This window comes from Mesorhizobium sp. P2_A8 (genome assembly GCF_056404935.1).
In genome coordinates this window covers 67,107-89,430 of sequence record NZ_JBFUDB010000004.1, presented here as the reverse complement: position 1 = coordinate 89,430, position 22,324 = coordinate 67,107, and the positions used below count along the sequence as shown (strand labels likewise).

General features: G+C 62.7%; 19 protein-coding genes and 1 tRNA gene. 13 read left to right on the top strand and 7 right to left on the bottom strand.

What is annotated here, in order from left to right; genetic code table 11:
* Positions 1 to 51: 51 nt before the first annotated feature.
* Entirely contained in the window at positions 52 to 1,797 is a 1,746-nt protein-coding gene (locus AC1D10_RS12950) for an adenylate/guanylate cyclase domain-containing protein (protein ID WP_477272230.1), read from the bottom strand.
* Positions 1,798 to 2,503: 706 nt separating this feature from the next.
* Between AC1D10_RS12950 and AC1D10_RS12945 the strand changes: the two genes are divergently transcribed.
* Entirely contained in the window at positions 2,504 to 3,610 is a 1,107-nt protein-coding gene (locus AC1D10_RS12945) for an acyltransferase family protein (RefSeq protein ID WP_477272228.1), read from the top strand.
* A 136-nt stretch (positions 3,611 to 3,746) separates the two neighbouring features.
* Here AC1D10_RS12945 and AC1D10_RS12940 read toward each other — a convergent pair.
* Positions 3,747 to 3,822 (bottom strand) — tRNA-Ala (locus AC1D10_RS12940).
* Between the two features lie 173 nt (positions 3,823 to 3,995).
* Entirely contained in the window at positions 3,996 to 4,385 is a 390-nt protein-coding gene (locus tag AC1D10_RS12935; protein WP_477272226.1) for a TIGR02300 family protein, read from the bottom strand.
* Positions 4,386 to 4,591: 206 nt separating this feature from the next.
* On the opposite strand from AC1D10_RS12935, the gene aroA reads away from it, so the two are divergent.
* The 4 genes from aroA to AC1D10_RS12915 all read left to right on the top strand — a co-directional run bounded on the left by aroA (position 4,592) and on the right by AC1D10_RS12915 (position 10,581).
* Complete coding sequence (aroA, locus tag AC1D10_RS12930; protein WP_477272224.1) at positions 4,592 to 5,950, top strand: 3-phosphoshikimate 1-carboxyvinyltransferase; 1,359 nt, start codon at positions 4,592 to 4,594, stop codon at positions 5,948 to 5,950.
* Between the two features lie 79 nt (positions 5,951 to 6,029).
* Positions 6,030 to 6,680 (top strand): (d)CMP kinase, encoded by a 651-nt coding sequence (gene cmk / locus AC1D10_RS12925; RefSeq protein WP_477272222.1) that lies wholly within the window; start codon positions 6,030 to 6,032, stop codon positions 6,678 to 6,680.
* A gap of 208 nt (positions 6,681 to 6,888) precedes the next feature.
* Positions 6,889 to 8,586, top strand: a complete 1,698-nt coding sequence (rpsA, locus tag AC1D10_RS12920; protein ID WP_008872513.1) for a 30S ribosomal protein S1 — start codon at positions 6,889 to 6,891, stop codon at positions 8,584 to 8,586.
* A 228-nt stretch (positions 8,587 to 8,814) separates the two neighbouring features.
* Positions 8,815 to 10,581, top strand: coding sequence for a hypothetical protein (locus AC1D10_RS12915; protein WP_477273089.1), 1,767 nt, complete (start codon positions 8,815 to 8,817; stop codon positions 10,579 to 10,581).
* Here the strand turns inward: AC1D10_RS12915 and AC1D10_RS12910 are convergent.
* From AC1D10_RS12910 to AC1D10_RS12900, 3 genes are all read right to left on the bottom strand, one after another.
* Positions 10,566 to 11,273: an SDR family NAD(P)-dependent oxidoreductase gene (locus tag AC1D10_RS12910; RefSeq protein ID WP_477272220.1), complete on the bottom strand. Its 708-nt coding sequence runs from the start codon at positions 11,271 to 11,273 to the stop codon at positions 10,566 to 10,568. The genes AC1D10_RS12915 and AC1D10_RS12910 overlap by 16 nt on opposite strands.
* Before the next feature lie 190 nt (positions 11,274 to 11,463).
* A complete protein-coding gene (locus tag AC1D10_RS12905) occupies positions 11,464 to 13,053 on the bottom strand; it encodes a 5-guanidino-2-oxopentanoate decarboxylase (RefSeq protein WP_477272218.1) in 1,590 nt (529 codons plus the stop codon).
* Positions 13,050 to 13,898, bottom strand: coding sequence for a dimethylarginine dimethylaminohydrolase family protein (locus AC1D10_RS12900; RefSeq protein ID WP_477273087.1), 849 nt, complete (start codon positions 13,896 to 13,898; stop codon positions 13,050 to 13,052). The genes AC1D10_RS12905 and AC1D10_RS12900 overlap by 4 nt, the downstream gene beginning before the upstream one ends.
* Before the next feature lie 219 nt (positions 13,899 to 14,117).
* Between AC1D10_RS12900 and AC1D10_RS12895 the strand changes: the two genes are divergently transcribed.
* From AC1D10_RS12895 to AC1D10_RS12860, 8 genes are all read left to right on the top strand, one after another.
* Positions 14,118 to 14,930, top strand: a complete 813-nt coding sequence (locus AC1D10_RS12895) for an ABC transporter ATP-binding protein (RefSeq protein WP_379101679.1) — start codon at positions 14,118 to 14,120, stop codon at positions 14,928 to 14,930.
* Positions 14,931 to 14,984: 54 nt separating this feature from the next.
* Positions 14,985 to 15,782, top strand: a complete 798-nt coding sequence (locus tag AC1D10_RS12890) for a transporter substrate-binding domain-containing protein (protein WP_477272216.1) — start codon at positions 14,985 to 14,987, stop codon at positions 15,780 to 15,782.
* A gap of 160 nt (positions 15,783 to 15,942) precedes the next feature.
* Positions 15,943 to 16,656 (top strand): ABC transporter permease, encoded by a 714-nt coding sequence (locus AC1D10_RS12885; protein ID WP_477273084.1) that lies wholly within the window; start codon positions 15,943 to 15,945, stop codon positions 16,654 to 16,656.
* Positions 16,656 to 17,465 carry an ABC transporter permease gene (locus tag AC1D10_RS12880; protein WP_477272214.1) on the top strand — a complete coding sequence of 270 codons (810 nt, stop codon included), beginning with the start codon at positions 16,656 to 16,658 and terminating at the stop codon, positions 17,463 to 17,465. The genes AC1D10_RS12885 and AC1D10_RS12880 overlap by 1 nt, the downstream gene beginning before the upstream one ends.
* Before the next feature lie 154 nt (positions 17,466 to 17,619).
* Positions 17,620 to 18,621: an Ldh family oxidoreductase gene (locus tag AC1D10_RS12875; RefSeq protein ID WP_477272212.1), complete on the top strand. Its 1,002-nt coding sequence runs from the start codon at positions 17,620 to 17,622 to the stop codon at positions 18,619 to 18,621.
* Between the two features lie 243 nt (positions 18,622 to 18,864).
* Positions 18,865 to 19,146 carry a hypothetical protein gene (locus tag AC1D10_RS12870; protein WP_379101327.1) on the top strand — a complete coding sequence of 94 codons (282 nt, stop codon included), beginning with the start codon at positions 18,865 to 18,867 and terminating at the stop codon, positions 19,144 to 19,146.
* Positions 19,147 to 19,368: 222 nt separating this feature from the next.
* Positions 19,369 to 19,821 carry a DoxX family protein gene (locus AC1D10_RS12865; protein ID WP_477272209.1) on the top strand — a complete coding sequence of 151 codons (453 nt, stop codon included), beginning with the start codon at positions 19,369 to 19,371 and terminating at the stop codon, positions 19,819 to 19,821.
* Positions 19,822 to 19,926: 105 nt separating this feature from the next.
* On the top strand, positions 19,927 to 20,904 hold the full coding sequence (locus AC1D10_RS12860; RefSeq protein WP_477272207.1) for a complex I NDUFA9 subunit family protein: 978 nt from the start codon (positions 19,927 to 19,929) through the stop codon (positions 20,902 to 20,904).
* Between the two features lie 43 nt (positions 20,905 to 20,947).
* Here AC1D10_RS12860 and AC1D10_RS12855 read toward each other — a convergent pair whose 3' ends face one another.
* Complete coding sequence (locus AC1D10_RS12855) at positions 20,948 to 22,315, bottom strand: cytochrome P450 (protein ID WP_477272205.1); 1,368 nt, start codon at positions 22,313 to 22,315, stop codon at positions 20,948 to 20,950.
* Positions 22,316 to 22,324: the final 9 nt, after the last annotated feature.

The window sequence follows — 22,324 nt, the reverse complement described above, 5'->3', positions numbered from 1 at the left end:
CCTTCAGTCGCGCAAGCGCGACTGAACAAGGAGGCTCGCGAGGTTCGAATACTATACTCTCACCTGCGCCGCTTCGGGAGACTTCAGTCCATCAACCAGATGATGAAGATCCGCCTCGTTCTCGTAGTGCAGGGTAGAGACGAAAGCATCAATCGTAAATTCCGGATCGACCTTGTCTATTTGAGCGAGATGAGCGGACGCAGCGGTCCGATCGCCCAGCCAGTGATAGGCTGCCGCGACAAAGGCGTGTTGGTTGGCATCCATCTTCGACAGATGCATGAAGGCCTCGATTGCTTCGGCATATTCGTGGGCTGCAAAATGAGCTTTCCCAAGATGGCTCCAGAAGCGTTCCGGGTGGTGAGGGTTCAACTGCATCGCCTTGCGAATCCAGTGGGATCCTTCCTTGGGGCGACCGAGCCAAGTCAAAAGCTCGCCGTGCTGGACCACGACGAGATCGTAGTTTGGATTGAGTGCGAGAGCCCGTTCCTGGTGGTGCCGAGCCTTCGTCAGATCGTTGCGGCTGATGCTAATGGCTGCCAATATCCGTTGGACGTCCGCATCGTTGCTGTCCAGTGCTTGCGCCAACTCAAGCTCGCGAACGACTTCGTCGAAAGCGGCGTCCTTATCAGCGCACCAGCCGTAGCCCCAGGCTTGCCCCAGGATGCAGCCCCGCCAGGCGTGGGCATGCGCGTATTCGGGGTCGAGTTCTAGCGCTCGTGTCACCAGCTTCAGCGCCTCCTCATTCTCGGCTCGATTGCTGCGATGGTGGCGGACCTTGGCCGCGAGCACGCATTCGTATGCTGCCATGTTGGCGGGTGTTTTGCGCGCCACGAGATCCTGCTGCGCGGCTTCGACGCGGCCTGGCAGCGTGGCCACGATCGCTGCGGTCAGTTCGTCCTGAATGGCGAAAACATCGTCGAGCTTGCGGTCGTATCGCTCGGCCCAGATGTGTGTATCGGTGGCAGTATCGATCAGCTGCGCTGTCACCCTGAGCTGATCGCCCGATTTGCGGACGCTGCCCTCCACCAGGTATTGCGCGCCCAGCTTCCGGGCGATTTCACGGAGGTTTACCGACTGCCCTTTGTAGACGAAGGTGGAATTGCGCGAGATGACGAACAGTTCGTGCCGGCGCGAAAGTTCCGTGATGATATCCTCGGTCAGACCATCAACGAAAAATTCCTGTTCGGATTCGCCGCTCATATTAGCGAATGGCAGGACCGCAATCGACGGCTTTACCGCGCTGCGCCGGGCCGAGCCGTCCACCGCTCGCGGATCGGCTGCATCGTCCAGCACCGCGCGCCAGACCCGTATCGGACGAGAGATGTTCTTCAGGACCTTCTCGCCGAGGTCCTCGAACTTGATTTCGAGCCGGTCGAAGACCTGTTCGTATACGGCTTGGGTGACGCACACCCCGCCAACTTCAGCCATCTGTTCCAGCCGGGCGGCGACATTCACGCCATCGCCATAAATGTCGCCTTCATCAAAGATGATGTCGCCGAGATTGATGCCGATCCGGAACTGAATGCGTCCGGTATCCGGCACGTCGGTGTTGCGGCGGCGCATGCGGATCTGCACCTCCGCAGCGCAGCGCACCGCATCTGCCACGCTCTGGAACTCGACCAGCATGCCGTCACCGGTGGTTTTGATGATGCGGCCTTGGTTCTTGGCGATTGCCGGATCAATGAGTTCGATCCGGTGCGTTTTGAGCCGCGCAAGGGTACCCCTCTCGTCGGCTTCCATGAGCCGAGAGTATCCAGCCATGTCGGCTGCCAGCACCGCCGCGAGCCTGTGTTCCATGTTCCAGCCTCGAAGCACGCAATCTTCGATGGCAAACGCTGCAATCAAAGGCGATCACGGTCACGCCGCCACCTAACAGCGCCGTCCCCGCGCGATCGGAAGGCGCCCAGTCATAGCTTTACTCGAAATGAGCGCATGCGGGAAGGAAATCGATCGCTTCCATACCGCTCTCGGCTGCCCGATTGGTTTGGCTGTTCGACGGGGCAAGATTTCATCCCAAATCCATCGCATTCAGTAGCCAATTGAACGGCTTCGAAGGTGATGGCTTCAGGAAAGTGCTTCGTCGCTTTGCCTGGCAGCTTTTGAAGGGGATCGCCAACTCCAGAACGCGCGGCCGGCCCATCTGGCGAAGCTTGGTGTCAGCGCCAGGACGCGCAACCGAAACCGGTAGACATTCCTGCAAAGTAGGAGATGTGACGCCCGACAAGGCACTGCGCCACCAGGTTATCCCAGCGCCCCGTCCCCCACGGGGCCTGCTATCCGCCACACGCCCGACGAACCTGACCGTCTTATTAGCTTCTTCTGAAGTAACTTTCGTCTCTCTATTGAAATTCTAACAGCCATCGCGGTCAAAGTCTGCGGAATCGACGGAAAATTCAAATCCATACCTCTATCAGAGGCGAATCATTGCTGATGTTTTGGCTCTGATCGGGTTTTTATCGACGCGTGTATTGCCGCTTCTATCTTTCGTTGTTATGCCTCCACTATGCTTTACAGAAACATCCAAGGTCTTCGCGCCGTCGCGGCACTAATGGTTGTATCAAGCCATACTTTCTGGTCGCTGGAGCCCCTGAGGGGCCATTGGATCGTGCAATTGGGGGACTCGATCGGTCCGGCCGGCGTCGATCTGTTCTTCGTCATATCCGGCTTTGTGGTCTTTTTGTCCGCCGGGAAAGCGGGGGAAAGGGCCGCCATCGTCGGGCGATGGCAAGCGTTCCGAGGATTTGCCGTGCGGCGCGTGTTTCGCATCTACCCGATCTATTTGATCGCGTTTGGTGTCGCGACGCTGCTGATGACAAAGGTTGAACTTGCCCCGACATCGCTCGAACAGGAACCGTGGTGGAAATTGGTTCTTCTGATCGACCAGCCGAACAACCGAATTCTCGCGGCCTGGACACTGCAATATGAGATGATTTTCTACACTATGTGCGCGTTGGGGATTTTGATCTCCCCGCGTCGCATCCTGCTTGTCCTAGGTCTCTGGTTCGTTGCTGTTTTCTCGGTATGGATCACGGGCGTCTTCACACCATCGGCACCGATGGCGCCACTGGTTCTGGAGTTCGTGTTCGGGATCGTGGTTGCCTTGCTCGTCAAGCGAGGATTCTCAAAATACGCTGTGGCATCCCTGAGCATCGGCATCGGCGGAATTTTGCTCGGAGCGATCGTTTTCCGGCACTATGGGGCAGGATGGTTTGAGCTGCCTCAGATGTGGCGCGTGGTGTGTTTTGGCCTGCCGAGCGCGTTTGTTGTCAATGGATTTGTGGCCATCGAACTTCGGTCGAAGTGGCAATTCTCCAAGCGTTGGGTCGCCCTGGGAGATTCGTCCTACTCACTGTATTTGTGGCATCAAATGCTGTTCGCGGTTATGGCGGCTCTGTGTGTGAACTTTGGCCTTGTGGGTAAAGTGCCGCTGATAGCGTTGGCGCTGTCATTCTTGGTGATGGCCATCCCAGTCGCGATGCTGAGTTATCATCAGATTGAAAAGCGTATCAGCAAAAGTGACTGGCTGACCCGGCTGGCGGGTGAGGCAAAAAGAAAGCCGTCTGTCGCGCCAGCCGCATACCAGTCGTCCTCCAGTCGGTCGACTGTATGATCTGGCTGACCGACCCAGACCCGGAGCGCCTGGTGAAGTCGTTCCGAAAGAGCGGATGACCATGTGGAAGATCGGCGCGATGTCGGCGATCCGTGCAACAGCTGGCCTGATATCCTCGATGAGGAGAGTGACTGTTTGGTGGAGCCAATCGGAATCGAACCGACGACCTCTTGAATGCCATTCAAGCGCTCTCCCAACTGAGCTATGGCCCCACTTCCGGCAGTCAACCGGCGCCGTTTCCGGCGAAGAGATCCGGCGCGGGTTGGAGACCGCGCCGTTAGTGCAGGCGGCTTCTAACCCCGCCTTTCGTCAATATCAAGCCTTCGAGAGCCGGTTTTTCTTCACAGGCCAAGAAAGCCCGCAAACGCCTGCTTCCAAGGCCGGATCAGACCTCGTCGTCGTCGTCGCCGACACCGATCATGTCGGCGACGTCGTCGTCTTCTTCCTCTTCGTCGGCAAGGAATGTGTCATCCTCGTCGTCGCCGAGATCGACGTCGTCCTCATCGTCGCCGAGATCCGGCAGGTCGTCGCCCTTGACGTCCTCGTCCGCCTCTTCGAGCGAGACGACCTCGACGCCCTCTTCTTCCTCGGCGTCCACTTCCTTCTCGACCACTTCCTCTTCCTCTTCGAGAGCGGCGATCTTGCCTTCCTCGAAATGGGAACGCGGATAGGTCTTGCCGGTGTAGGGCGAGACGATCGGGTCCTTGTTCAGGTCGTAGAATTTTCGGCCCGTCTCCGGGTCGATGCGTTTTGTGCCAAGTTCGGTTTTTGCCACGGCAAGCCTCGTCAATAAAAGAGTGGTCCCCTTAACCACAGTTTGCAGCGCTGTCAAAGCGAAAAGCCGGCGTCACAAAACCATGCATTGAAAGGCCTCGCGTCGATGACGACCATGGGGGATGACCATTTCGGCCCGCCGTGATACGAGACCGCCGCAACAAATGAAAAGCGCCGGCCCTCCGGCATTCCGTCCAGGGAAATTCCATGTCTCACGCCGCCGCCCCAAAGTCGGCCACCGCCCGCAAATCACCAGCACTTGCCGGCACCGCCCGCGTGCCGGGCGACAAGTCGATCTCGCACCGCTCCTTCATGTTTGGCGGCCTCGCCTCCGGCGAGACCCGCATCACCGGCCTGCTGGAAGGCGAGGACGTGATGCGCACCGGTGCGGCCATGAAGGCGATGGGCGCGCTTGTCGAGAAGCGCGGCGCCGAGTGGGTGATCCGCGGCACCGGCAATGGCGCGCTGCTGCAGCCGGAAGGCCCGCTCGATTTCGGCAATGCCGGCACCGGCTCGCGGCTGACGATGGGCCTGGTCGGCACCTACGACATGGAAACGACCTTCATCGGCGACGCCTCGCTGTCCGGCCGGCCGATGGGCCGGGTGCTCGAACCCTTGCGCCAGATGGGCGTGCAGGTGCTGAAGGCGACGCCGGGCGACCGCATGCCGATCACGCTGCATGGCCCAAAGCATGCGGCACCGATCACCTACCGCGTGCCGATGGCCTCGGCACAGGTGAAATCCGCGGTGCTGCTGGCCGGACTGAACACGCCAGGCATCACCACCGTCATCGAACCTGTCATGACGCGCGACCACACCGAAAAGATGCTCAAAGGGTTTGGCGCCAATCTGTCGGTCGAGACCGACGAGCGCGGCGTGCGCCACATCTTCATCGAAGGCCAGGGCAAGCTGACCGGCCAGACCATCGCGGTCCCGGGCGACCCTTCCTCGGCCGGTTTCCCGCTGGTGGCTGCGCTGATCGTGCCGGGTTCGGACATCTTGATCGAGAACGTGTTGATGAATCGGACCCGCACCGGGCTTCTGCTGACGCTGCAGGAAATGGGCGGCAAGATCGACATCCTCAACCCGCGCAATGCCGGCGGCGAGGATGTCGCCGACCTGCGCGTGCGTTATTCCGAGCTCAAGGGCGTCACCGTGCCGCCCGAGCGGGCGCCGTCGATGATCGACGAGTATCCCGTGCTTGCGGTCGCCGCCAGCTTCGCCGAGGGCGAAACGCTGATGCAAGGGCTGGAAGAATTGCGGGTCAAGGAATCCGATCGGCTGTCGGCCGTCGCCGACGGGTTGAAGCTCAACGGCGTCGACTGCACCGAGGGCGAGGCTTCGCTTGCGGTACGCGGCAAACCGGGCGGCAAGGGTCTCGGTCGCCATCCGAACGGCCCGGACACAACGGTGCAAACCCATCTCGACCACCGCATCGCCATGAGCTTTCTGGTCATGGGACTGGCGACGGAAAAGCCCGTCACCATCGACGATCAGGCGATGATCGCGACCAGTTTTCCGGAATTCATGGGGCTGATGAAGGAGCTGGGCGCGGAGATCGAGTGACAGTGGCAATCACAAACTTTGGCGATTGGCCCCATGCGCGAGGGCTTGCTGCCCGAGCAAACAAAGCGTTGACCAGCCAATGACACACGTCTTCACCATTGCCATCGACGGTCCTGCCGGTGCCGGAAAAGGCACGCTGGCGCGGCGGCTCGCCGACCACTACCGGCTGAACCTGCTCGACACCGGCCTCACCTATCGCGCGGTAGCCTACGCATTGATCCAGCACGCGCTGCCGCTCGACAACGTCTCGGCCGCCGAAACCGCTGCCCGCCAGGTCGATCTGGCAAAGCTCGACCGTGCGGTGTTGTCGGCGCATGCGGTCGGCGAGGCGGCCTCGAAGGTCGCGGTGTATCCGACCGTGCGGCGCATCCTCGTCGAAAAGCAGCGCGACTTCGCCAAGACACCCCCGGGCGCGGTGCTCGACGGGCGCGACATCGGGACCGTCGTCTGCCCCGACGCCGACATAAAACTCTATGTGACGGCCAGCGCCGAGGTGCGGGCACGGCGCCGGCTGGCCGAGATCGAGAGCATCGGCGGCACCGCTGATTTCGCCGAGATTCTCGCCGACATCATGCGTCGTGACGAGCGCGACATGGGCCGCGCCGACTCTCCGCTGAAGCCGGCCGCCGACGCGCACTTGCTTGATACCAGCGAAATGGCTATAGAAGCCGCGTTTCTTGCGGCCATGGCGATCATCGACGACGTGCTGGACAAGAGAAACAAGGCCTGATCCGGGTTTTTCCCTCGTGTTTCCGTTGTCGGACGCGAAGAAAACACCCATATCGGACACGAACCAGCCTGCCAGCATTCTTCATGCGCCGGAATTGCCGCTTAAAGAGCGGCCCAGGGCTTTTGTAGCCCGGAACGCCGGCAGGCCAACGCAACGCTAACCCACGGCGCCCGTCCCGCGACAGAAGCGGGGCATTCCAGGAGAAACAATGTCAGCTGCAAATCCCACTCGCGATGATTTCGCGAGCCTGCTCGAAGAATCATTTACCGCCGGCCATTCCGGCGAAGGCCAGGTCGTCAAGGGCACGATCACCGCGATCGAAAAAGACATGGCCATCATCGACGTCGGCCTCAAGGTCGAAGGTCGCGTGCCGCTGAAGGAATTCGGCGTCAAGGGCAAGGACACGACGCTCAAGGTCGGCGATACGGTCGAAGTCTATGTCGAGCGCATCGAAAACGCGCTTGGCGAAGCGATGCTCAGCCGTGAAAAGGCCCGCCGCGAAGAGAGCTGGGTCCGGCTCGAAGAGAAGTTCACCAAGGGTGAGCGCGTCGAAGGCGTCATCTTCAACCAGGTCAAGGGCGGCTTCACCGTCGACCTCGACGGCGCCGTGGCCTTCCTGCCGCGCAGCCAGGTCGATATCCGCCCGATCCGCGACGTTTCCCCGCTGATGCACAACCCGCAGCCATTCGAGATCCTCAAGATGGATCGCCGCCGCGGCAACATCGTGGTGTCGCGCCGTACCGTGCTCGAGGAGAGCCGCGCCGAACAGCGTTCGGAAATCGTGCAGAACCTCGAAGAAGGCCAGGTTGTCGAAGGCGTCGTCAAGAACATCACCGACTACGGTGCGTTCGTCGACCTCGGCGGCATCGACGGCCTGCTGCATGTCACCGACATGGCATGGCGCCGCGTCAACCACCCGACCGAAATCCTCAACATCGGTCAGACGGTCAAGGTGCAGATCATCCGCATCAACCAGGAAACTCACCGTATCTCGCTCGGCATGAAGCAGCTCGAGAGCGATCCGTGGTCCGAGATCGGCACCAAGTTCCCGATCGGCAAGAAGATCAAGGGCACCGTCACCAACATCACCGACTACGGCGCGTTCGTCGAGCTGGAGCCCGGCATCGAAGGCCTCATCCACGTTTCGGAAATGTCGTGGACGAAAAAGAACGTGCATCCCGGCAAGATCCTGTCGACGACCCAGGAAGTCGACGTGGTGGTGCTCGAAGTCGATCCGGCCAAGCGCCGCATCTCGCTCGGCCTCAAGCAGACGCTTGAGAATCCGTGGCAGGCTTTCGCCAGCAGCCATCCGGTCGGCAGCCAGGTCGAGGGCGAGGTCAAGAACAAGACCGAGTTCGGCCTGTTCATCGGCCTCGAAGGCGACGTCGATGGCATGGTCCACCTCTCCGACCTCGACTGGACCCGTCCGGGCGAGCAGGTCATCGAAGAGTACAATCGCGGCGACATGGTCAAGGCGCAGGTGCTCGACGTCGACATCGACAAGGAGCGCATCTCGCTCGGCATCAAGCAGCTGGCCAAGGATACGGTTGGCGAAGCGGCGACTTCAGGCGAACTGCGCAAGAACGCCGTCGTCACCTGCGAAGTCATCGGCGTCAAGGATGGCGGCCTGGAAGTGCGGCTGGTCGACAGCGGCATCGAGACCTTCATCAAGCGCTCCGACCTCAGCCGTGATCGCGACGAGCAGCGCCCCGAGCGCTTCACCGTCGGCCAGAAGGTGGACGCCCGCGTCATCGCCTTCGACAAGAAGACCCGCAAGCTGCAGGTCTCGATCAAGGCGCTGGAAATCGCCGAAGAGAAGGAAGCGGTCGCCCAGTACGGCTCGACCGACTCTGGCGCTTCGCTGGGCGATATCCTGGGTGCCGCGCTGAAGAAGCAGGGCAGCTAAGTCCCTCTGCCCCACCGTCTTGCATGGTGGTCACTTCAAAACCCCGCCGGAGCGATCCGGCGGGGTTTTTCTTTACGGTAAGATAAACTTCCTCGCGTATTTGCCAGCAATCCGAGGAGGCTTTCCATGCGCAATGACGACGATCGTTCCGCTCCGGGATCTTCGTGGTTGCTGCGTCTCTACACCAGGTCGCCCGCCTTGTTCTGCTTTTGCGGAATGGCAATCTTGATGATTGCCCTCCGGGCGCTGGGCTTCCAGCTCAACGGCGATGTGGACGACCTCGTCAAACTGCATGAAGTCCGCACCTTGCTTGAAACGGGCAACATCTTCGACCGGACGCTGCCCGGCGTTGCCCAGCCGGAGCCCTATCTCTCGCATTGGCCATGGATCGTGGACCTGCCCTATGCCGCCTTCGCGCGTCTGCTTACGCCGCTTGCCGGCTTCGAGCCCGCGTTGACGGTGACAAGCTTTGCCGTCCCGCTGCTGCTGCTTGCGCCCGCGCTCTATTTCTACAATCGGCTGGTGATCGCGATGGGCTTTGCCAACCCGGCCGTTGCACTGCCGCTGGCTCTGATCTTTGCCGCGCGCAGCTTTTTCGAATACGCCCCGGGACGGATCGACTACCACAATCTGCAGATACTGCTTCTGCTGGCGGCGCTGGTTTTGACGCTGTCGCAAAACCACTTTGCTGCCTTCGTCAACGGGCTGCTGGCGGCCTTGGCGCTTGCGATCAGCGTGGAATTCGCTCCGTTCTATGTGCTGGTGATGGCAGTCTATGCCTTTGACTGGATCTTCGGCCGCGAAGAGGGTGCGGACAGGATCGTCCGCTTTGGGCTGGCATTTGCCTTGGGCGGGGTCGGCCTGTTCGCCGCGATCGTGCCGCCTTCAGCCTATGCCGCCGTCAAATGCGACACCTATTCGGCACCGCATGTGACGGCGCTGGTCGCGGCGGGGCTGTCATTTGCCGTGGTGCCCTTGCTTGTCGGCCGACGTGGCGGATGGGCAATGCGGACGGCAATTCTGCTGGTGTTCGCGGCCGCCAGCGCGGCGGCGCTGACGCTGTTGTTCCCGCAATGCCTGGCCGGCCCCTATGCTTCGCTCGACGCCTATGTACGCGACAACATGCTCGAGAGGATCCCTCAGGAATTGAGCCTGTTTCGGCGCCCTGATGTCGTTCTGTCCGCGAGCTTTCCCAGCATCATGCTGCTGTTCGTCGGCGCGCTCGCCCCGGCTGTCCTTTGCCTTGGGCCGCATGGCCGAAGCCGGGCCCTCGTCATCCTGGCGCTGTTCTCGCTGCTCGCGCTGGTGCTGTCGATCGATTACTTCCGCTATTTCCGCTATCTTCCGGTTTTTTCCGGCATCGGTCTGGTCTTCGTGCTGGCGAGTTTCCTGCCGCCAGATGCCAGACTGGCCCGCACGTTGAAATCTCCCATGTCGTTGGGATCGCGCGGATACGCGCTAGTCCTGCCCGGCCTCGTTTTGTCCGCGGCGATAGCGCTTTACCAGCTGTCTGTGAGGCCAGCCCCGGACGCCATTCCCGCCACCGAGTTCGCCGACAGCTGCGATCTCACGCATTTCGAGCCGCAACCGGTTTGGCCGGCAGCCGCCATCGTTCTGACGCCACCGTTGATCGGAGCGCATTTTCTCGCCCTTGCCGAAGGTCCCAAGGTCGTGACAGTCCCCAACCACCCGTCAGCCCATGGTATCGAACGCAGCTATCGTTTTCTCGATCCTTCGACCGCCGACCCGCGCTCGTTTCTCGATGCCTCCAGAGCGACACATGTTGCGCTTTGCGCGCACAGAGGCCCGCCGTCGCCATATCTCGAGGCCGCCTATCCATTCGCGGCCGCGCTGATGGAGGGCCACCCGCCGTCATGGCTCAGGGAGTGTCCGACGGATGCGTCCTCGCCGCTGCGCCTTTACAGCTACCGAAATGCCGATGGATCGGACGCCGCCTGTCCTGTTTCGACGGCTTCCGCTCAGGCTCGGCCGTAAAGCGGCACCAGCGTGCCGCTCATCGCCTGATTGGCCGGCGAGGCGAGATAGGCGATGGCTTCGGCGGCCGCTTCGAGGCTGACCCATCTGGTGACATCGGCATCCGGCATGTCGGCGCGGTTGGCCGGCGTGTCGAGCGTCGATGGCGCCACCGCATTGACCAGGATGCCCTTGCCTTTCAGTTCCTCCGCCATCGCCACCGTCATGGCGGCCACCGCCGCCTTGCTGGCGGCGTAGGCGACCATGCCGCCGCCGCGCCGCGGGTCGAGCCCGGCGCGCGCCGTCACATTGACGATCCGGCCCGCAATGTCCGACGCCAGCATCGAGCGCACCGCCGCGCGGCAGCACAGGAAGGCAGTGCGTGCATTGGTGTCCATCATCTCGGCAAAGGATGCCGATTCGATCTTTTCGACCGGCGCCGCGGTGAAGCCGCCGGCCAGATGGATCGAGCCCCACAGGCCTGGAACCTGGCTGTAGAACGCCTCGACCTTGGTGGAGTCCGAGAGATCGACATTGTGCACAAGCTTGACACGGTCATGCGCGGTGAAGGGGAAATGCGCGGGCGCCGCTGCATGGGCATTGGGCACATGGCAGATCGCGCCCTCGCCCAGCAGTTTGCCGACGACCGCACCACCGAGTGCCCCGGTTCCGCCGGTCACGACAATATGCCTGCCTTCAAGTGTTTCCGTCATCCTGGACCGCTCCTGTCATTTTTTTGTAGTTAGGTCGTTTCTTGTCCCGCGCCGACGCAGAGCGTCGCGCCTTTCGTACGATCACTCAATTGATATCTCGACATGGCAGTTGTTGCGTCTTTGCATGCATCAGCCCGCCGCAGCCGGAATCCAGGCCGGCTGAAGCCTGAAGCCGTTGCGCCGCCACCCTTCAGTCGACTGTGATTTCGATGATGCGCGGCAGTCCGGTTGCCCGTGCGCGTTTCAACGCGTCCGCCAGGGCATCGATGTCGGCAAGCCGTTCGGCGCCAAGGCCATAGGCTTCGGCCAGCTTGCAGAAATCCGGCGGCGCCGGCGACACGCCGACCGGCTCGACGCCGACATCCAGCATCGAGGTTTCGATCTCGCGGTAGCCGCGGTTGTTCCAGACGACGAAGATGACCGGCGCCTGGGCGTCGAGCGCGGCGCCCAGTTCCGGCAGCGTGAACTGGAAGCCGCCGTCCCCCGTCAGGCAGACGACTGGCGCATCGGGTACCGCAAGGGCAGCGCCAATCGCCGCCGGCGGGCCGTAGCCGAGCGCGCCAAAACCGGTGGCGGCATTGAACCAGCCGCCTGGCCGATCATGGTCGTAGTAGAGGTTGGCGGCATAGATCGGCTGCGTCGAATCGCCGACGATGAACGCACCCGGCAGCGCATCGCGAATCACCTCTACGGCACGTACCTGCGCCTGCAGCGTCGGATTGATCTCGGCAAAGGCCGCTTTCCGAATCGCAGCGGCGCGCGCCGGGCCAGCTTCGCTCGCCGGGCCATCGCCGATTTCCTCGAGCAGCGCTTCGAGCGCCTCGGCGCAATCGGCTTGAATCGACACCGTCGCCGGTCGGCGGGCAAGCTGGTCCGCGCCGATATCGATGCGGATCAGATTGGCGGGCAAGACGAAACCGCCATCGCTGTAGCCGTCATAGTCGGTCGGGCCGAATTCGGTGCCGGCGGCAATGACCAGATCCGCTTCGGCCATCAGCGCCCGCACGGCCTTCAGGCTGGGACTGGCCGGCACGCAAAGCGGATGGGCATGCAAGAGGCCGCGCGCATTGGCGGTCTGGACGACCGGCGCTCCGAGCCGTTCGGCCAGCCGCCGCAATGGCGCCTCGGCGCGTTTGGCGCCGCCGCCGACAAGGACCAGCGGACGGCGCGCCGCGGCGATGAGTTTGGCTGCTCTGGCAATTGCCGCACCGTCCGGCGCGGGCGGCGCTGCATTGCTCAGCATGGCAGCGATGCCATCCGCCGGCTTGACCATGACGTCGGTCGGGATTTCGATATGCACCGGGCCGGGGCGAGCCGATGAAAAAAGCGCGAAGGCGTGCGCCAGCGCGCCGGGCAATTCACCAGCCTCGGTGACCCGCTGCGAAGACAGCGCCACCTTCTCCATCATGCCGCGCTGGTCGGGCAGTTCATGCAGATGGCCCAGGCCCTTGCCCAACGTCGGCGTGGCGTTGACGCCCGAGATCACCAGCATGGGCACCGAATCGGCACGCGCCTGTCCCATGGCGGTGATGGTGTTGGTGAGCCCCGGTCCGGTGATGACGAAGGCGACGCCCGGCCTGCCGCTGGCGCGCGCATAGCCGTCGGCCATGAAGCCGGCACCCTGCTCGTGGCGCGGCGTGACATGGCGGATTTTCGAGCGCGCCAGCCCCCGGTAGAGTTCGACCGTGTGCACGCCGGGAATGCCGAAGACCGTGTCGACGCCATGGGCTTCGAGCAGCGAAATGAGCGCCTCGCCGACGGTGGTCCCAATGGTGGTCATTGGCGCAGCACCGGTCGCGTCAGGCAGGTCGGGCCACCCTCGCAAGCGATGCAGAGCGCATCCGCCTCGAAGGTGGAAACCGTGCAGCCGGCCGCCTGCATGGCAGCAGCCGTCTTCGGAAAACCGGCGACGGCGATCACCTGGCGCGGCGCCGTCGGCAGCACGTTGAGACTGAGCCCGTTGGAAGCATGGAACTCATCGGCATCGCCCTCGACCAGCTTGATGCCGCGCCCGCGCAGCAACTGGTAGAAGGCGGCCGGCAGCAGAGGCGCGTAGACCAGCGCCAGATCGTCGGCGAGCGGACTGATCACCGACATCAGATGCAGGCAGGCTTCCTCGCCGTGCCAGAGCGGCAGATCGAAGCCAAGAACCGAAATGCCTTTCGGCGCAAGCAGGTTTGAAAGCTGCTGGATGCCATCCTGGTTGGTGCGCACGCCACGGCCGATGGCCAGCGTGTTTGCATCCACCCAGACGCAGTCGCCGCCTTCCACCTGGCCAGGGCTTTCAATGCGGCCGAGGGTGGGAATGCCCATGCGGTTGTAAGCTGCTTCGTGCAGGCCAGGCTCAGTCCGGCGCAGCGCCTTGCCCATGGAAAGAATAATCGCGCCATGCTCGGTCATCAGCGACGGATCATGGGTGAAGACGGAATCGGCCAAGCCGTCATCGGCCTCCGTCAGCCATTCGATCTCGGCGCCGGAAGCCGAAACCAGCTGCGTCAATCGCTCATGCTGGACAGCGGCCTTTCCCGGCTCGAAACCTGGGCCGTAGTGCCATTCCTGCGCCCTGGCATGACGCATGGCGCTGGCGGCGGACCGCATAAGCACGCGTTTCAGCGGCCCGGCCATGGACTGCGACCCGTATGATTTGCCCACTAATTTCTCCCGAGACGTCCGTTGCCGCCACTAACCACTACAGCAAGCTGTGATCAATAGTCCAAAAACCATGGTTGACGGAGGCAAGCGGAACGGTCCATCTTGAGAACGGGAACTCTGTCAGTGACGGTTAATGGGTAAAAGAATCCAGCAGCGACGGGCTCGACCACTCCGCGGAGCGTCGAAGGGATGATGTCGCAAGGCGCTGCATCCGCACTGAAACACACGGCGCAAGACGGCGCCGCCGAAGCCATCCATGTCGAGAACCTGCACAAGAAGTTCGGTGAGCTGCATGTGCTGAAGGGCGTCTCACTGTCGGCGCGCGACGGCGAGGTCATCGCCATCATCGGCGGCTCAGGCTCGGGCAAATCGACGCTGCTGCGCTGCATCAACTGCCTGGAGAACCCGACCAGCGGCATCATCCGCGTCAATGGCGAGGAGATCAAGCTGAAGGCCGACAGCCACGGCCACACGGTTCCGGCCGACCGCAAGCAGATCGAACGCATCCGCTCCAAGCTCGGCATGGTGTTCCAGAACTTCAACCTGTGGAGCCACATGACGCTGATCGAGAACGTCATCGAGGTTCCCGTGCATGTGCTTGGCGTCAAGCGCGACGTGGCGATCAGCGAGGCCGAAAAGCTGCTCGCCCGTGTCGGCCTGGCCGAAAAGCGCGACGTCTATCCGGCCTATTTGTCGGGCGGCCAGCAGCAGCGCGCCGCGATCGCTCGGGCGCTGGCCATCAATCCGCGCGTTATGCTGTTCGACGAGCCGACCTCGGCGCTCGACCCCGAACTGGTCGGCGAAGTGCTGAAGGTGATCGGCGACCTGGCGCGCGAAGGCCGGACCATGGTGCTGGTCACCCACGAGATGAAGTTCGCCCGCGAGGTCGCGACGCATGTCGTCTATCTCTACAATGGATTGGTCGAGGAAGAAGGACCGCCGGAGCAGATCTTCGGCGCGCCCAGATCCGAAAGGCTCAAGCAGTTCATCCGCAACATCGGCTAGGACAGGCCGGGACGGAAGAAAACCGGGAACCAACAACAAACTGGGAGTCGTGAAATGAAGACTGTTCTGAAGACATTTGCCGCAGCGCTGCTGCTGGGCGTCGCCGCCATGGGCGTGGCCAAGGCCGATCCGGTCAAGATCGGCGTCGCCGCCGAGCCCTATCCGCCCTTCACCTCGCCGGATGCTTCGGGCAAGTGGGTCGGCTGGGAGATCGAATTCATCGACGCCGTCTGTGCCGAGGAGAAGCTCGACTGTGTCATCACACCGGTTGCCTGGGACGGCATCATCCCGGCGCTGACGACCAAGAAGATCGACCTCATTGTCAGTTCGATGTCGATCACCAACGAACGCAAGAAGACGATCGACTTCTCCGACAAATACTATAACACGCCGACCGCGATCATCGGCCCCAAGGACCAGAAATTCGGCTCCGCTCCGGACGACCTCAAGGGCAAGGTCATCGGCGTCCAGGTGTCGACCGTGCATGCCGTCTACGCCAAGAAGCACTTCGGCGCCACGGCTTCCGAGATCAAGGAATACCAGACCCAGGACGAAGCCAACAACGATCTTGCCGCCGGCCGCCTCGACGCGGTGCAGGCCGATTCCATCGCGCTTGGCGAATTCCTCAAGTCGGACCAGGGCAAAGCCTGCTGCGATCTGAAGGGCATGGTGGCTCCGGACGATGAAGTGCTCGGACCGGGCGTCGGCGCCGGCGTGCGCAAAGAGGACACTGACCTGAAGGACAAGATCAACGCCGGCATCAAGGCCATCCGCGCCAACGGCAAGTATGACGAGATATCGAAGAAGTACTTCGATTTCGATATTTACGGCGGCTCGACGCAGTCGAACTGACATCGCCAACGCATAAGCAACAACCGCACGGCATCCCGCCGTGCGGTTTCGCCGAAACCTGTCCACGCACGCTTTCCGCTGACGACAATCGACAGCGGCTGACGCCAGCAATTCGGGGGCGACGCTGATCGACGCATTTCTTTCGGCCTCCGCGGCCGGCATCATCGAGCTTCTCTCGCCCTACCCGCCGGGCTGGGGCGGAACTCTTTTGGTTGGGCTGCTCCATTCGATCGAGATCGCGCTGGGCGCCACGTGCCTCGGTCTCTTGATCGGCACTGGCGGCGCTTATGGCAAGCTTTATGGCGGGCCGGTGGCGCGCGACCTGCTGGCGGTTTACACCACCGTCGTGCGTGCCGTGCCCGAACTTGTGCTGATCCTGCTGCTCTATTATGCCGGAACCGACCTGATCAACCAGGCGCTGACGGCGATGGGGTATCAGCGCGTCGACATCAGCGGGCTTGCCGCCGGCATCGCCGTGCTCGGCTTTGTCCAGGGCGCCTATTCGACCGAGGTGATCCGCGGCGCGATCCTGGCCATTCCACAAGGCCAGATCGAAGCCGCGCGCGCCTATGGAATGTCTCCCGGCCTGCTTCTGCGGCGCATCACCTTGCCGGCGATGCTGCCCTTCGCCATACCGGGCCTCGCCAATCTCTGGCTGATCGCCACCAAGGACACCGCCTTGTTGGCGGTCGTCGGGTTCTATGAACTGGCGCTGGCAACGCGCCAGGCCGCGGGCGTCACCAAAGCCTATTTCACCTTCTTTTTCGCTGCGGGCGTGCTCTATCTGCTGCTGTCGCTGTTTTCGAATCTGATCATCGGCCGTGTCGAAACCTGGTCGCGGCGCGGCATGCCTTCGCTCAAGGAGGCGCGCTGATGGCGAGCGAAGCGGCCATCATCAATGTCGTCGCGCGAACGTCGCTGTGGCTGCAGCCGCACCGCATCGTGCTGATTCTGATCGCCCTGGGCCTGGTTCTGGCGGCCGCCTTTTTCATGCGCTGGGACTGGCTGCCGCAGTACTATGAAATGGGACTGATCGGCATCTGGCGCTCGCTGTGGATCCTGGCCGTCACCTGCGTGCTGGGCTTCCTGCTCGCCGTGCCGCTCGGGCTGGCGCAGGCCACCGGCTCCTTCTGGTTCGCCGCACCGGCCAAGGTCTTCTGCACGGTGATCCGGGGCACGCCGCTGCTGATCCAGCTGTGGCTGCTCTATTACGGCCTGGGCTCGCTGTTTCCGCAATATCCGTGGATCCGCGAATCCTGGATGTGGCCGTATCTGCGGCAAGCCTGGCCCTATGGCGTGCTGGCGCTGACCTTGTCTTTCGCCGGGTATGAGGGCGAGGTGATGCGCGGCGCCTTTGCCGGCGTTCCCAAGGGCCAACTCGAGGCCGCCCGCGCCTTCGGCATGAGCCGCTGGAAGGCATTTCGCCGCATCTGGCTGCCGCAAGCCATCTACCGGGCGCTGCCGACGCTGACCGGCGAAACGGTGCTGCAGCTGAAGTCGACGCCACTGGTGGCGACGATCAGCGTCATCGACATCTTCGCCGTTTCGTCCAAGGTGCGGCAGGACACCTACCTCACCTACGAACCCTTGCTGCTGCTGGCGCTGATCTACATGACGATCACCGGCATTCTGGTCTTCGCCTTCAGCAGGATCGAGGCACGGATCCCCAACAAGATCGGTTAGAAACGCACAGGCAAGGGCCTTGGTTGGGGGCGACGGACAGGTCCGCCGCTTTTCTTGCAGTTGCGGACGATTTTCAACACAAACGCCCCCTCATGTGCTGCTACTCACAGGGTCAGCCAACCCGAACAATTACCGCAATCGCAGGACGGCCATAATGCAACTCAGTCTCGACCAGGCAAAAGGACTGTGCCGGATGGCGGCACTTGGCGCCGGCGCCAATGAGGAAGCGGCGCAATCGCTCACCGCCTCGATCATCGCCGCCGAGGCCGAAGGACTTTCGACCGTCGGCCTGACGCATTTCATCGACTATCTCGAGGCGCTCGAAGCCGGACGCATCGACGGCAATGCCGACCCGGTGATCACCCGGCCGGCGCTGGCGGTCTATCTCTCCGACGCGCGCGGCGGGCTGGCGCATACCGGCTTCGACCGCACCATAGACGACCTCGCCAAGGCCGCCCGGTTGTTCGGCGTCGCCATCTTCTCGCAGAAGAACGCCTATACATGCGGCGCGCTCGGCTACTTCACCGGAAGGCTGGCAGCACTTGGGCTGGTGTCGTTCGCCGCCACCAACGGGCCGGCCGTGCTTGCCGGCTCGGGCTCGGTCAAGCCGGTCTACTGCACCAACCCGATGTCGTTTGCAGCACCCGCCGCCGACGGCGCGCCGCTGGTCATCGACCAGTCGTCGAGCGCCACCGCTTTCGTCAACATCCGCAAGGCGGCGGAGGACGGCAAGACAATCCCCGAAGGCTGGGCGCTGGACCCCAGCGGCAACCCGACCACCGATCCGGCCGCCGCCATGAAAGGCGCCATGCTTGCCTTCGGCGGCCAGCGCGGCGCCAACATCGCGCTGATGGTCGAAGTGCTGGCGGCGGGCCTGTCGGGCGCCAACTGGTCGCTCGACGCGCCGTGGTTCAGCGGCGGACCGGACAGTCCCGGAACCGGGCTGTTCGTGCTTGCCGTCGAGCCCAAGCTGCTCGATCCCGACTTCGAGCAGCGCATGAAGGACCAACTCGACCGGCTGCGGCGGCGCTTCGGCGTGCATGTGCCGGGACGTGCCCGGGCCGAGGCCGCCGAGAAGGCGCAAGCGCGGGGCATCACCGCGCCCAAGGCGGTGGTGCAGCGCATTTCCGAATTCGCCGCGCGTTATTCTTCCTAAATAATCCATTATTTATCAAATAGTTATCTGAAATCCGCCCGCTCAAAGCGCGGTGCGGTGCAAATTTTTTTTGCGCGCCGCTGAACCTTTCCGCGCATCGCTGCGACCCAGCTTTGTCCAGGGCAAGGCGAGCTTGCCCGATCCACCCCGAGGGGAACAGCAAACCGAAACGAAAGCCTGTTTCGCGCGGAGGATGTCCCTTTGCGCCTCGGAAACCCAACCCAAATCAAAAGGAAAATTGCCATGACCAACACCAAGATCACTATGCTGACCGCAGTCCTTCTTCTCGGCTCGTTCATGGGCGCCACCCAGGCGGCCAGTTTGAAGGCCGCGCCGGTGAAACCGTCCGCGCCCGGCGTCATCACCGCCCCGAGTGGCGGTGCCACCGAGGATCATTACTGCAAGAACGGCCACGCAAAATTCGCCAACTGCAGCGCCGATTTCATCGCGGCTTGCAAGAAGGTCGGCGGCACCATGTCGGATGTTCAGGGCTGGGGTGGGCGTACTTGCTTCACGCCCTCCTGATACCGTCTCAGGTCAGGCCGCTCCGTCGGCCCCTGGCTTCGCGTGGATGTCACCCGGAAACCCCGCCTCGGCGGGGTTTTCTGCGTCACTCCATGACCTTGGAGAATCGCCGGTGCTGCAAGATGCGTCAATAAAACATGTTTAAAAATGTCAACTTTTGTTTACTTGACTTCGACCGGCCCGATCGGCCGTCTGCAACGATCAGCAAACCAAGGAGTCACAATGTCGGCAAGCACGGACAGTCCCCGCAACAACCTTGTCATCCCGGTCCTTGGCAGGCTTTACGCAGCCTTGCATGATGGCGCGGAAACCGTTCTTCGCACTGTTGCCGGTGCGTTTCTCACCGTCCATGGTTCGCAGAAGATCACCAATCCTTTCGGCGCCGCCGAAATGGTCGAGGGTCTCGGCTTTTATCCTGGCGCTTTTTGGTCGTTGCTGCTGGCCTGCACCGAATTTTTCGGCGGCATTTTACTCGTCATCGGCCTTTTGACGCGGCCGGCCGCCTTTGCCGGCCTGTTCGTGCTGCTGGTCACCGTGTGGTTCCACTGGGTCACCATGGGCCAGGGTTTTTCGGGCGCGGAAAAGTCGCTTCTGTGGGCCGCGATCCTGCTGTTCTTCGTCATTCGCGGTGGCAACCGCCATTCGGTCGACGCCCGCATCGGCAAGGCGTTCTGACAAGGTCGAAACAAGGACAGCAGCGACGACGCGTCGCCCTTTGCCTTCGACGCAAAACGGATTATGAAACGGCTTCAGCCAAGCTTGCGAGCGCCGGAGCCAGCCATGACCGAAATCCTGCAGACCCCAAAGCTCGTCGTCGTCTTTGGCGGGTCGGGCTTTGTCGGCCGCCATGTCGTGCGCGCGCTGGCCAAGCGCGGCTATCGCATCCGGGTCGCCTGCCGGCGGCCCGATCTTGCCGGCCATCTGCAGCCGCTCGGCAATGTCGGCCAGATCCAGCCGGTGCAGGCCAATGTGCGCATGCGCTGGTCGATCGACCGCGCCGTGCAGGGCGCTGACCATGTCGTCAATCTGGTCGCTATCCTGCATGAGAGCGGCCGGCAGAAGTTCTCCGCCGTCCACGAGTTCGGCGCCCGCGCGGTGGCCGAGGCGGCGCGCGCCGTCGGCGCCGGCCTCACCCATGTTTCGGCGCTTGGCGCCGATCTGAACTCCGGATCGGATTACGCGCGCACCAAGGCGCTGGGCGAAAAGGCCGTACTGGAGACGATCAAGGACGCCGTGATCTTCCGGCCGTCGATCAACTTTGGGCCCGAGGACGACTTCTTCAACCGCTTCGCCAACATGGCGCGCTATTCACCGGTGCTGCCGCTGATCGGCGGTGGTCAGACCAAGTTCCAGCCGGTCTATGTCGGCGACGTCGCCGAAGCAGTGGCGCGCTCGGTCGAGGGCAAGGTCGATGGCGGCCAGATCTACGAGCTTGGCGGCCCCAAGGTGCTGACCTTCAAGGAATGCATGGAAGAACTGCTTGACGTGATCGAGCGCAAGCGCCTGCTGGTGCCGGTGCCGTGGTGGGTGGCGAACATCCAGGCATCGATCCTTGGCCTCTTACCCAATCCGCTGCTGACTAAGGACCAGGTGATGCAGCTGCGCGAGCACAACATCGTTTCGGACGCGGCGGCCAAGGCCAACCGGACATTGGCTGGGCTCGGCATCCAGCCGCAATCGATCGCCACGATCCTGCCAAGCTACCTCTGGCGCTTCCGCGCCGCCGGCCAGTTCCAGCAGCGCAAGCCCGCGGCTTGATTCGACAGTCCGAAGGTGTGTTGAGAGTACGTCAGTACCAGAACTAACGTCGAGTGACCTGCATCGGCAGGCCGCCTTGCGGCTGCGTGGTCAGCTTCTGCACCGGCCAGGGTTTCGTGTCGACGGTGGTGTCGAAGCGGAAGCGCGACAGCATGATGGCGAGCGCGATGATCGCTTCCTGCATGGCGAAGCTGGCGCCGATGCAGACGCGAGGACCCGCGCCAAACGGCAGATACTGGAAGCGGTCGATCTTTTCGCGGTTTCCCGGGTGGAACCGTTCGGGCAGGAAGGCGTCGGGCCGGTCCCACAGTTTCCTGTGGCGATGGACGACCCACGGCATGACCAGCACCGCAGCGCGCTTCGGGATATAAAGATCCTTCCACATCTCCGGTTCGATCGGCTCGCGGTTGATCGACGGCGCCGGCGGATAGAGCCTGAGCGCTTCGTCGAAGGCGGCGCGGGTGAACGGCATGGCGTCGAGCCATTTCGTCGGATCGGGTTCGCGCGCCAACACCTGGTCGATCTCCTGCTCGACCCTGTCGCGCTCCCATGGCGATTCCGCGAGACAGTAAAGCGTCCAGCCGAGTGCGCGCGCCGTGGTCTCGTGGCCGGCGCCGATGAAGGTAATGATGTTGTCCTCGACCTCGGCCCGCGTCAGCCCCTCCGGTCCCTCGGCCTTGAGCAGGAGTGTCAGGAAATCCTGCGGCACGGCATCGGGATCGCGCTTGAATCTCTCTTCGCGCATCTTGACCGTGTCGGTGACGATCTTGCGGAAATAGGCCATGGTCTTGCGGCCGCGGATGCGGGTCAGCCGCGGCAGCCAGTCGGGCGCGCGCAACAGGTCGAGCGGATCGACGCGGCCCATGGTCTCGAACAGGCGGTCGATCTGGTTGGCGAAACTGCCCGGCTCGCCAGCGATCTCGCCGGAGAACAGCGTTTCGGCCAGGATGTCGTAGGTGAGCAGAGTCATGTCATGAGCGATGTCGGACGTGCCACCGTCTTCGTAGCGGGTGACGAACTCTTGCGTGCGCCTGAGCATCGGCTGGGCGAAGCCGAAGATGTGGCGCGGCGTGAACACCGGCGCCATCGCCTTGCGCGACCGCTTCCAGACCTCGCCCTCGGCGGTCAGCAGGCCGTCGCGCAGGATCGGCCGCAGGATCTTCTGGCGCACCGTCGCCATCTTGTAGTTCTTGGCATTGTCGACAAGCACATGGCGGATGAGGCCAGGATCGTTGGCAACAACTAGATGTCCGCCAACGCCATTCACCGAAATCCAGGGCTCGTTGTAGGTGTGCTCACCCCACAGTTCGAGCGGGTTGCGGTAGACGATGCGGATCATCTCCAGCGTCGAGGGAGGCGTCGTGCGCGGCTTTGGCGCCGGGGGAACGAATGGGGCGGGCTGGACGTCCATCGGATGCTC

Bases quoted from the DNA above. Each gene is read 5' to 3' on its own strand.
- AC1D10_RS12950 (WP_477272230.1), bottom strand. From the start codon at position 1,797: ATGGAACACAGGCTCGCGGCGGTGCTGGCAGCCGACATGGCTGGATAC.
- AC1D10_RS12945 (WP_477272228.1), top strand. From the start codon at position 2,504: ATGCTTTACAGAAACATCCAAGGTCTTCGCGCCGTCGCGGCACTAATG.
- aroA (WP_477272224.1), top strand. From the start codon at position 4,592: ATGTCTCACGCCGCCGCCCCAAAGTCGGCCACCGCCCGCAAATCACCA.
- cmk (WP_477272222.1), top strand. From the start codon at position 6,030: ATGACACACGTCTTCACCATTGCCATCGACGGTCCTGCCGGTGCCGGA.
- rpsA (WP_008872513.1), top strand. From the start codon at position 6,889: ATGTCAGCTGCAAATCCCACTCGCGATGATTTCGCGAGCCTGCTCGAA.
- AC1D10_RS12915 (WP_477273089.1), top strand. From the start codon at position 8,815: ATGATTGCCCTCCGGGCGCTGGGCTTCCAGCTCAACGGCGATGTGGAC.
- AC1D10_RS12910 (WP_477272220.1), bottom strand. From the start codon at position 11,273: ATGACGGAAACACTTGAAGGCAGGCATATTGTCGTGACCGGCGGAACC.
- AC1D10_RS12905 (WP_477272218.1), bottom strand. From the start codon at position 13,053: ATGACCACCATTGGGACCACCGTCGGCGAGGCGCTCATTTCGCTGCTC.
- AC1D10_RS12900 (WP_477273087.1), bottom strand. From the start codon at position 13,898: ATGGCCGGGCCGCTGAAACGCGTGCTTATGCGGTCCGCCGCCAGCGCC.
- AC1D10_RS12895 (WP_379101679.1), top strand. From the start codon at position 14,118: ATGTCGCAAGGCGCTGCATCCGCACTGAAACACACGGCGCAAGACGGC.
- AC1D10_RS12890 (WP_477272216.1), top strand. From the start codon at position 14,985: ATGAAGACTGTTCTGAAGACATTTGCCGCAGCGCTGCTGCTGGGCGTC.
- AC1D10_RS12880 (WP_477272214.1), top strand. From the start codon at position 16,656: ATGGCGAGCGAAGCGGCCATCATCAATGTCGTCGCGCGAACGTCGCTG.
- AC1D10_RS12875 (WP_477272212.1), top strand. From the start codon at position 17,620: ATGCAACTCAGTCTCGACCAGGCAAAAGGACTGTGCCGGATGGCGGCA.
- AC1D10_RS12870 (WP_379101327.1), top strand. From the start codon at position 18,865: ATGACCAACACCAAGATCACTATGCTGACCGCAGTCCTTCTTCTCGGC.
- AC1D10_RS12865 (WP_477272209.1), top strand. From the start codon at position 19,369: ATGTCGGCAAGCACGGACAGTCCCCGCAACAACCTTGTCATCCCGGTC.
- AC1D10_RS12860 (WP_477272207.1), top strand. From the start codon at position 19,927: ATGACCGAAATCCTGCAGACCCCAAAGCTCGTCGTCGTCTTTGGCGGG.
- AC1D10_RS12855 (WP_477272205.1), bottom strand. From the start codon at position 22,315: ATGGACGTCCAGCCCGCCCCATTCGTTCCCCCGGCGCCAAAGCCGCGC.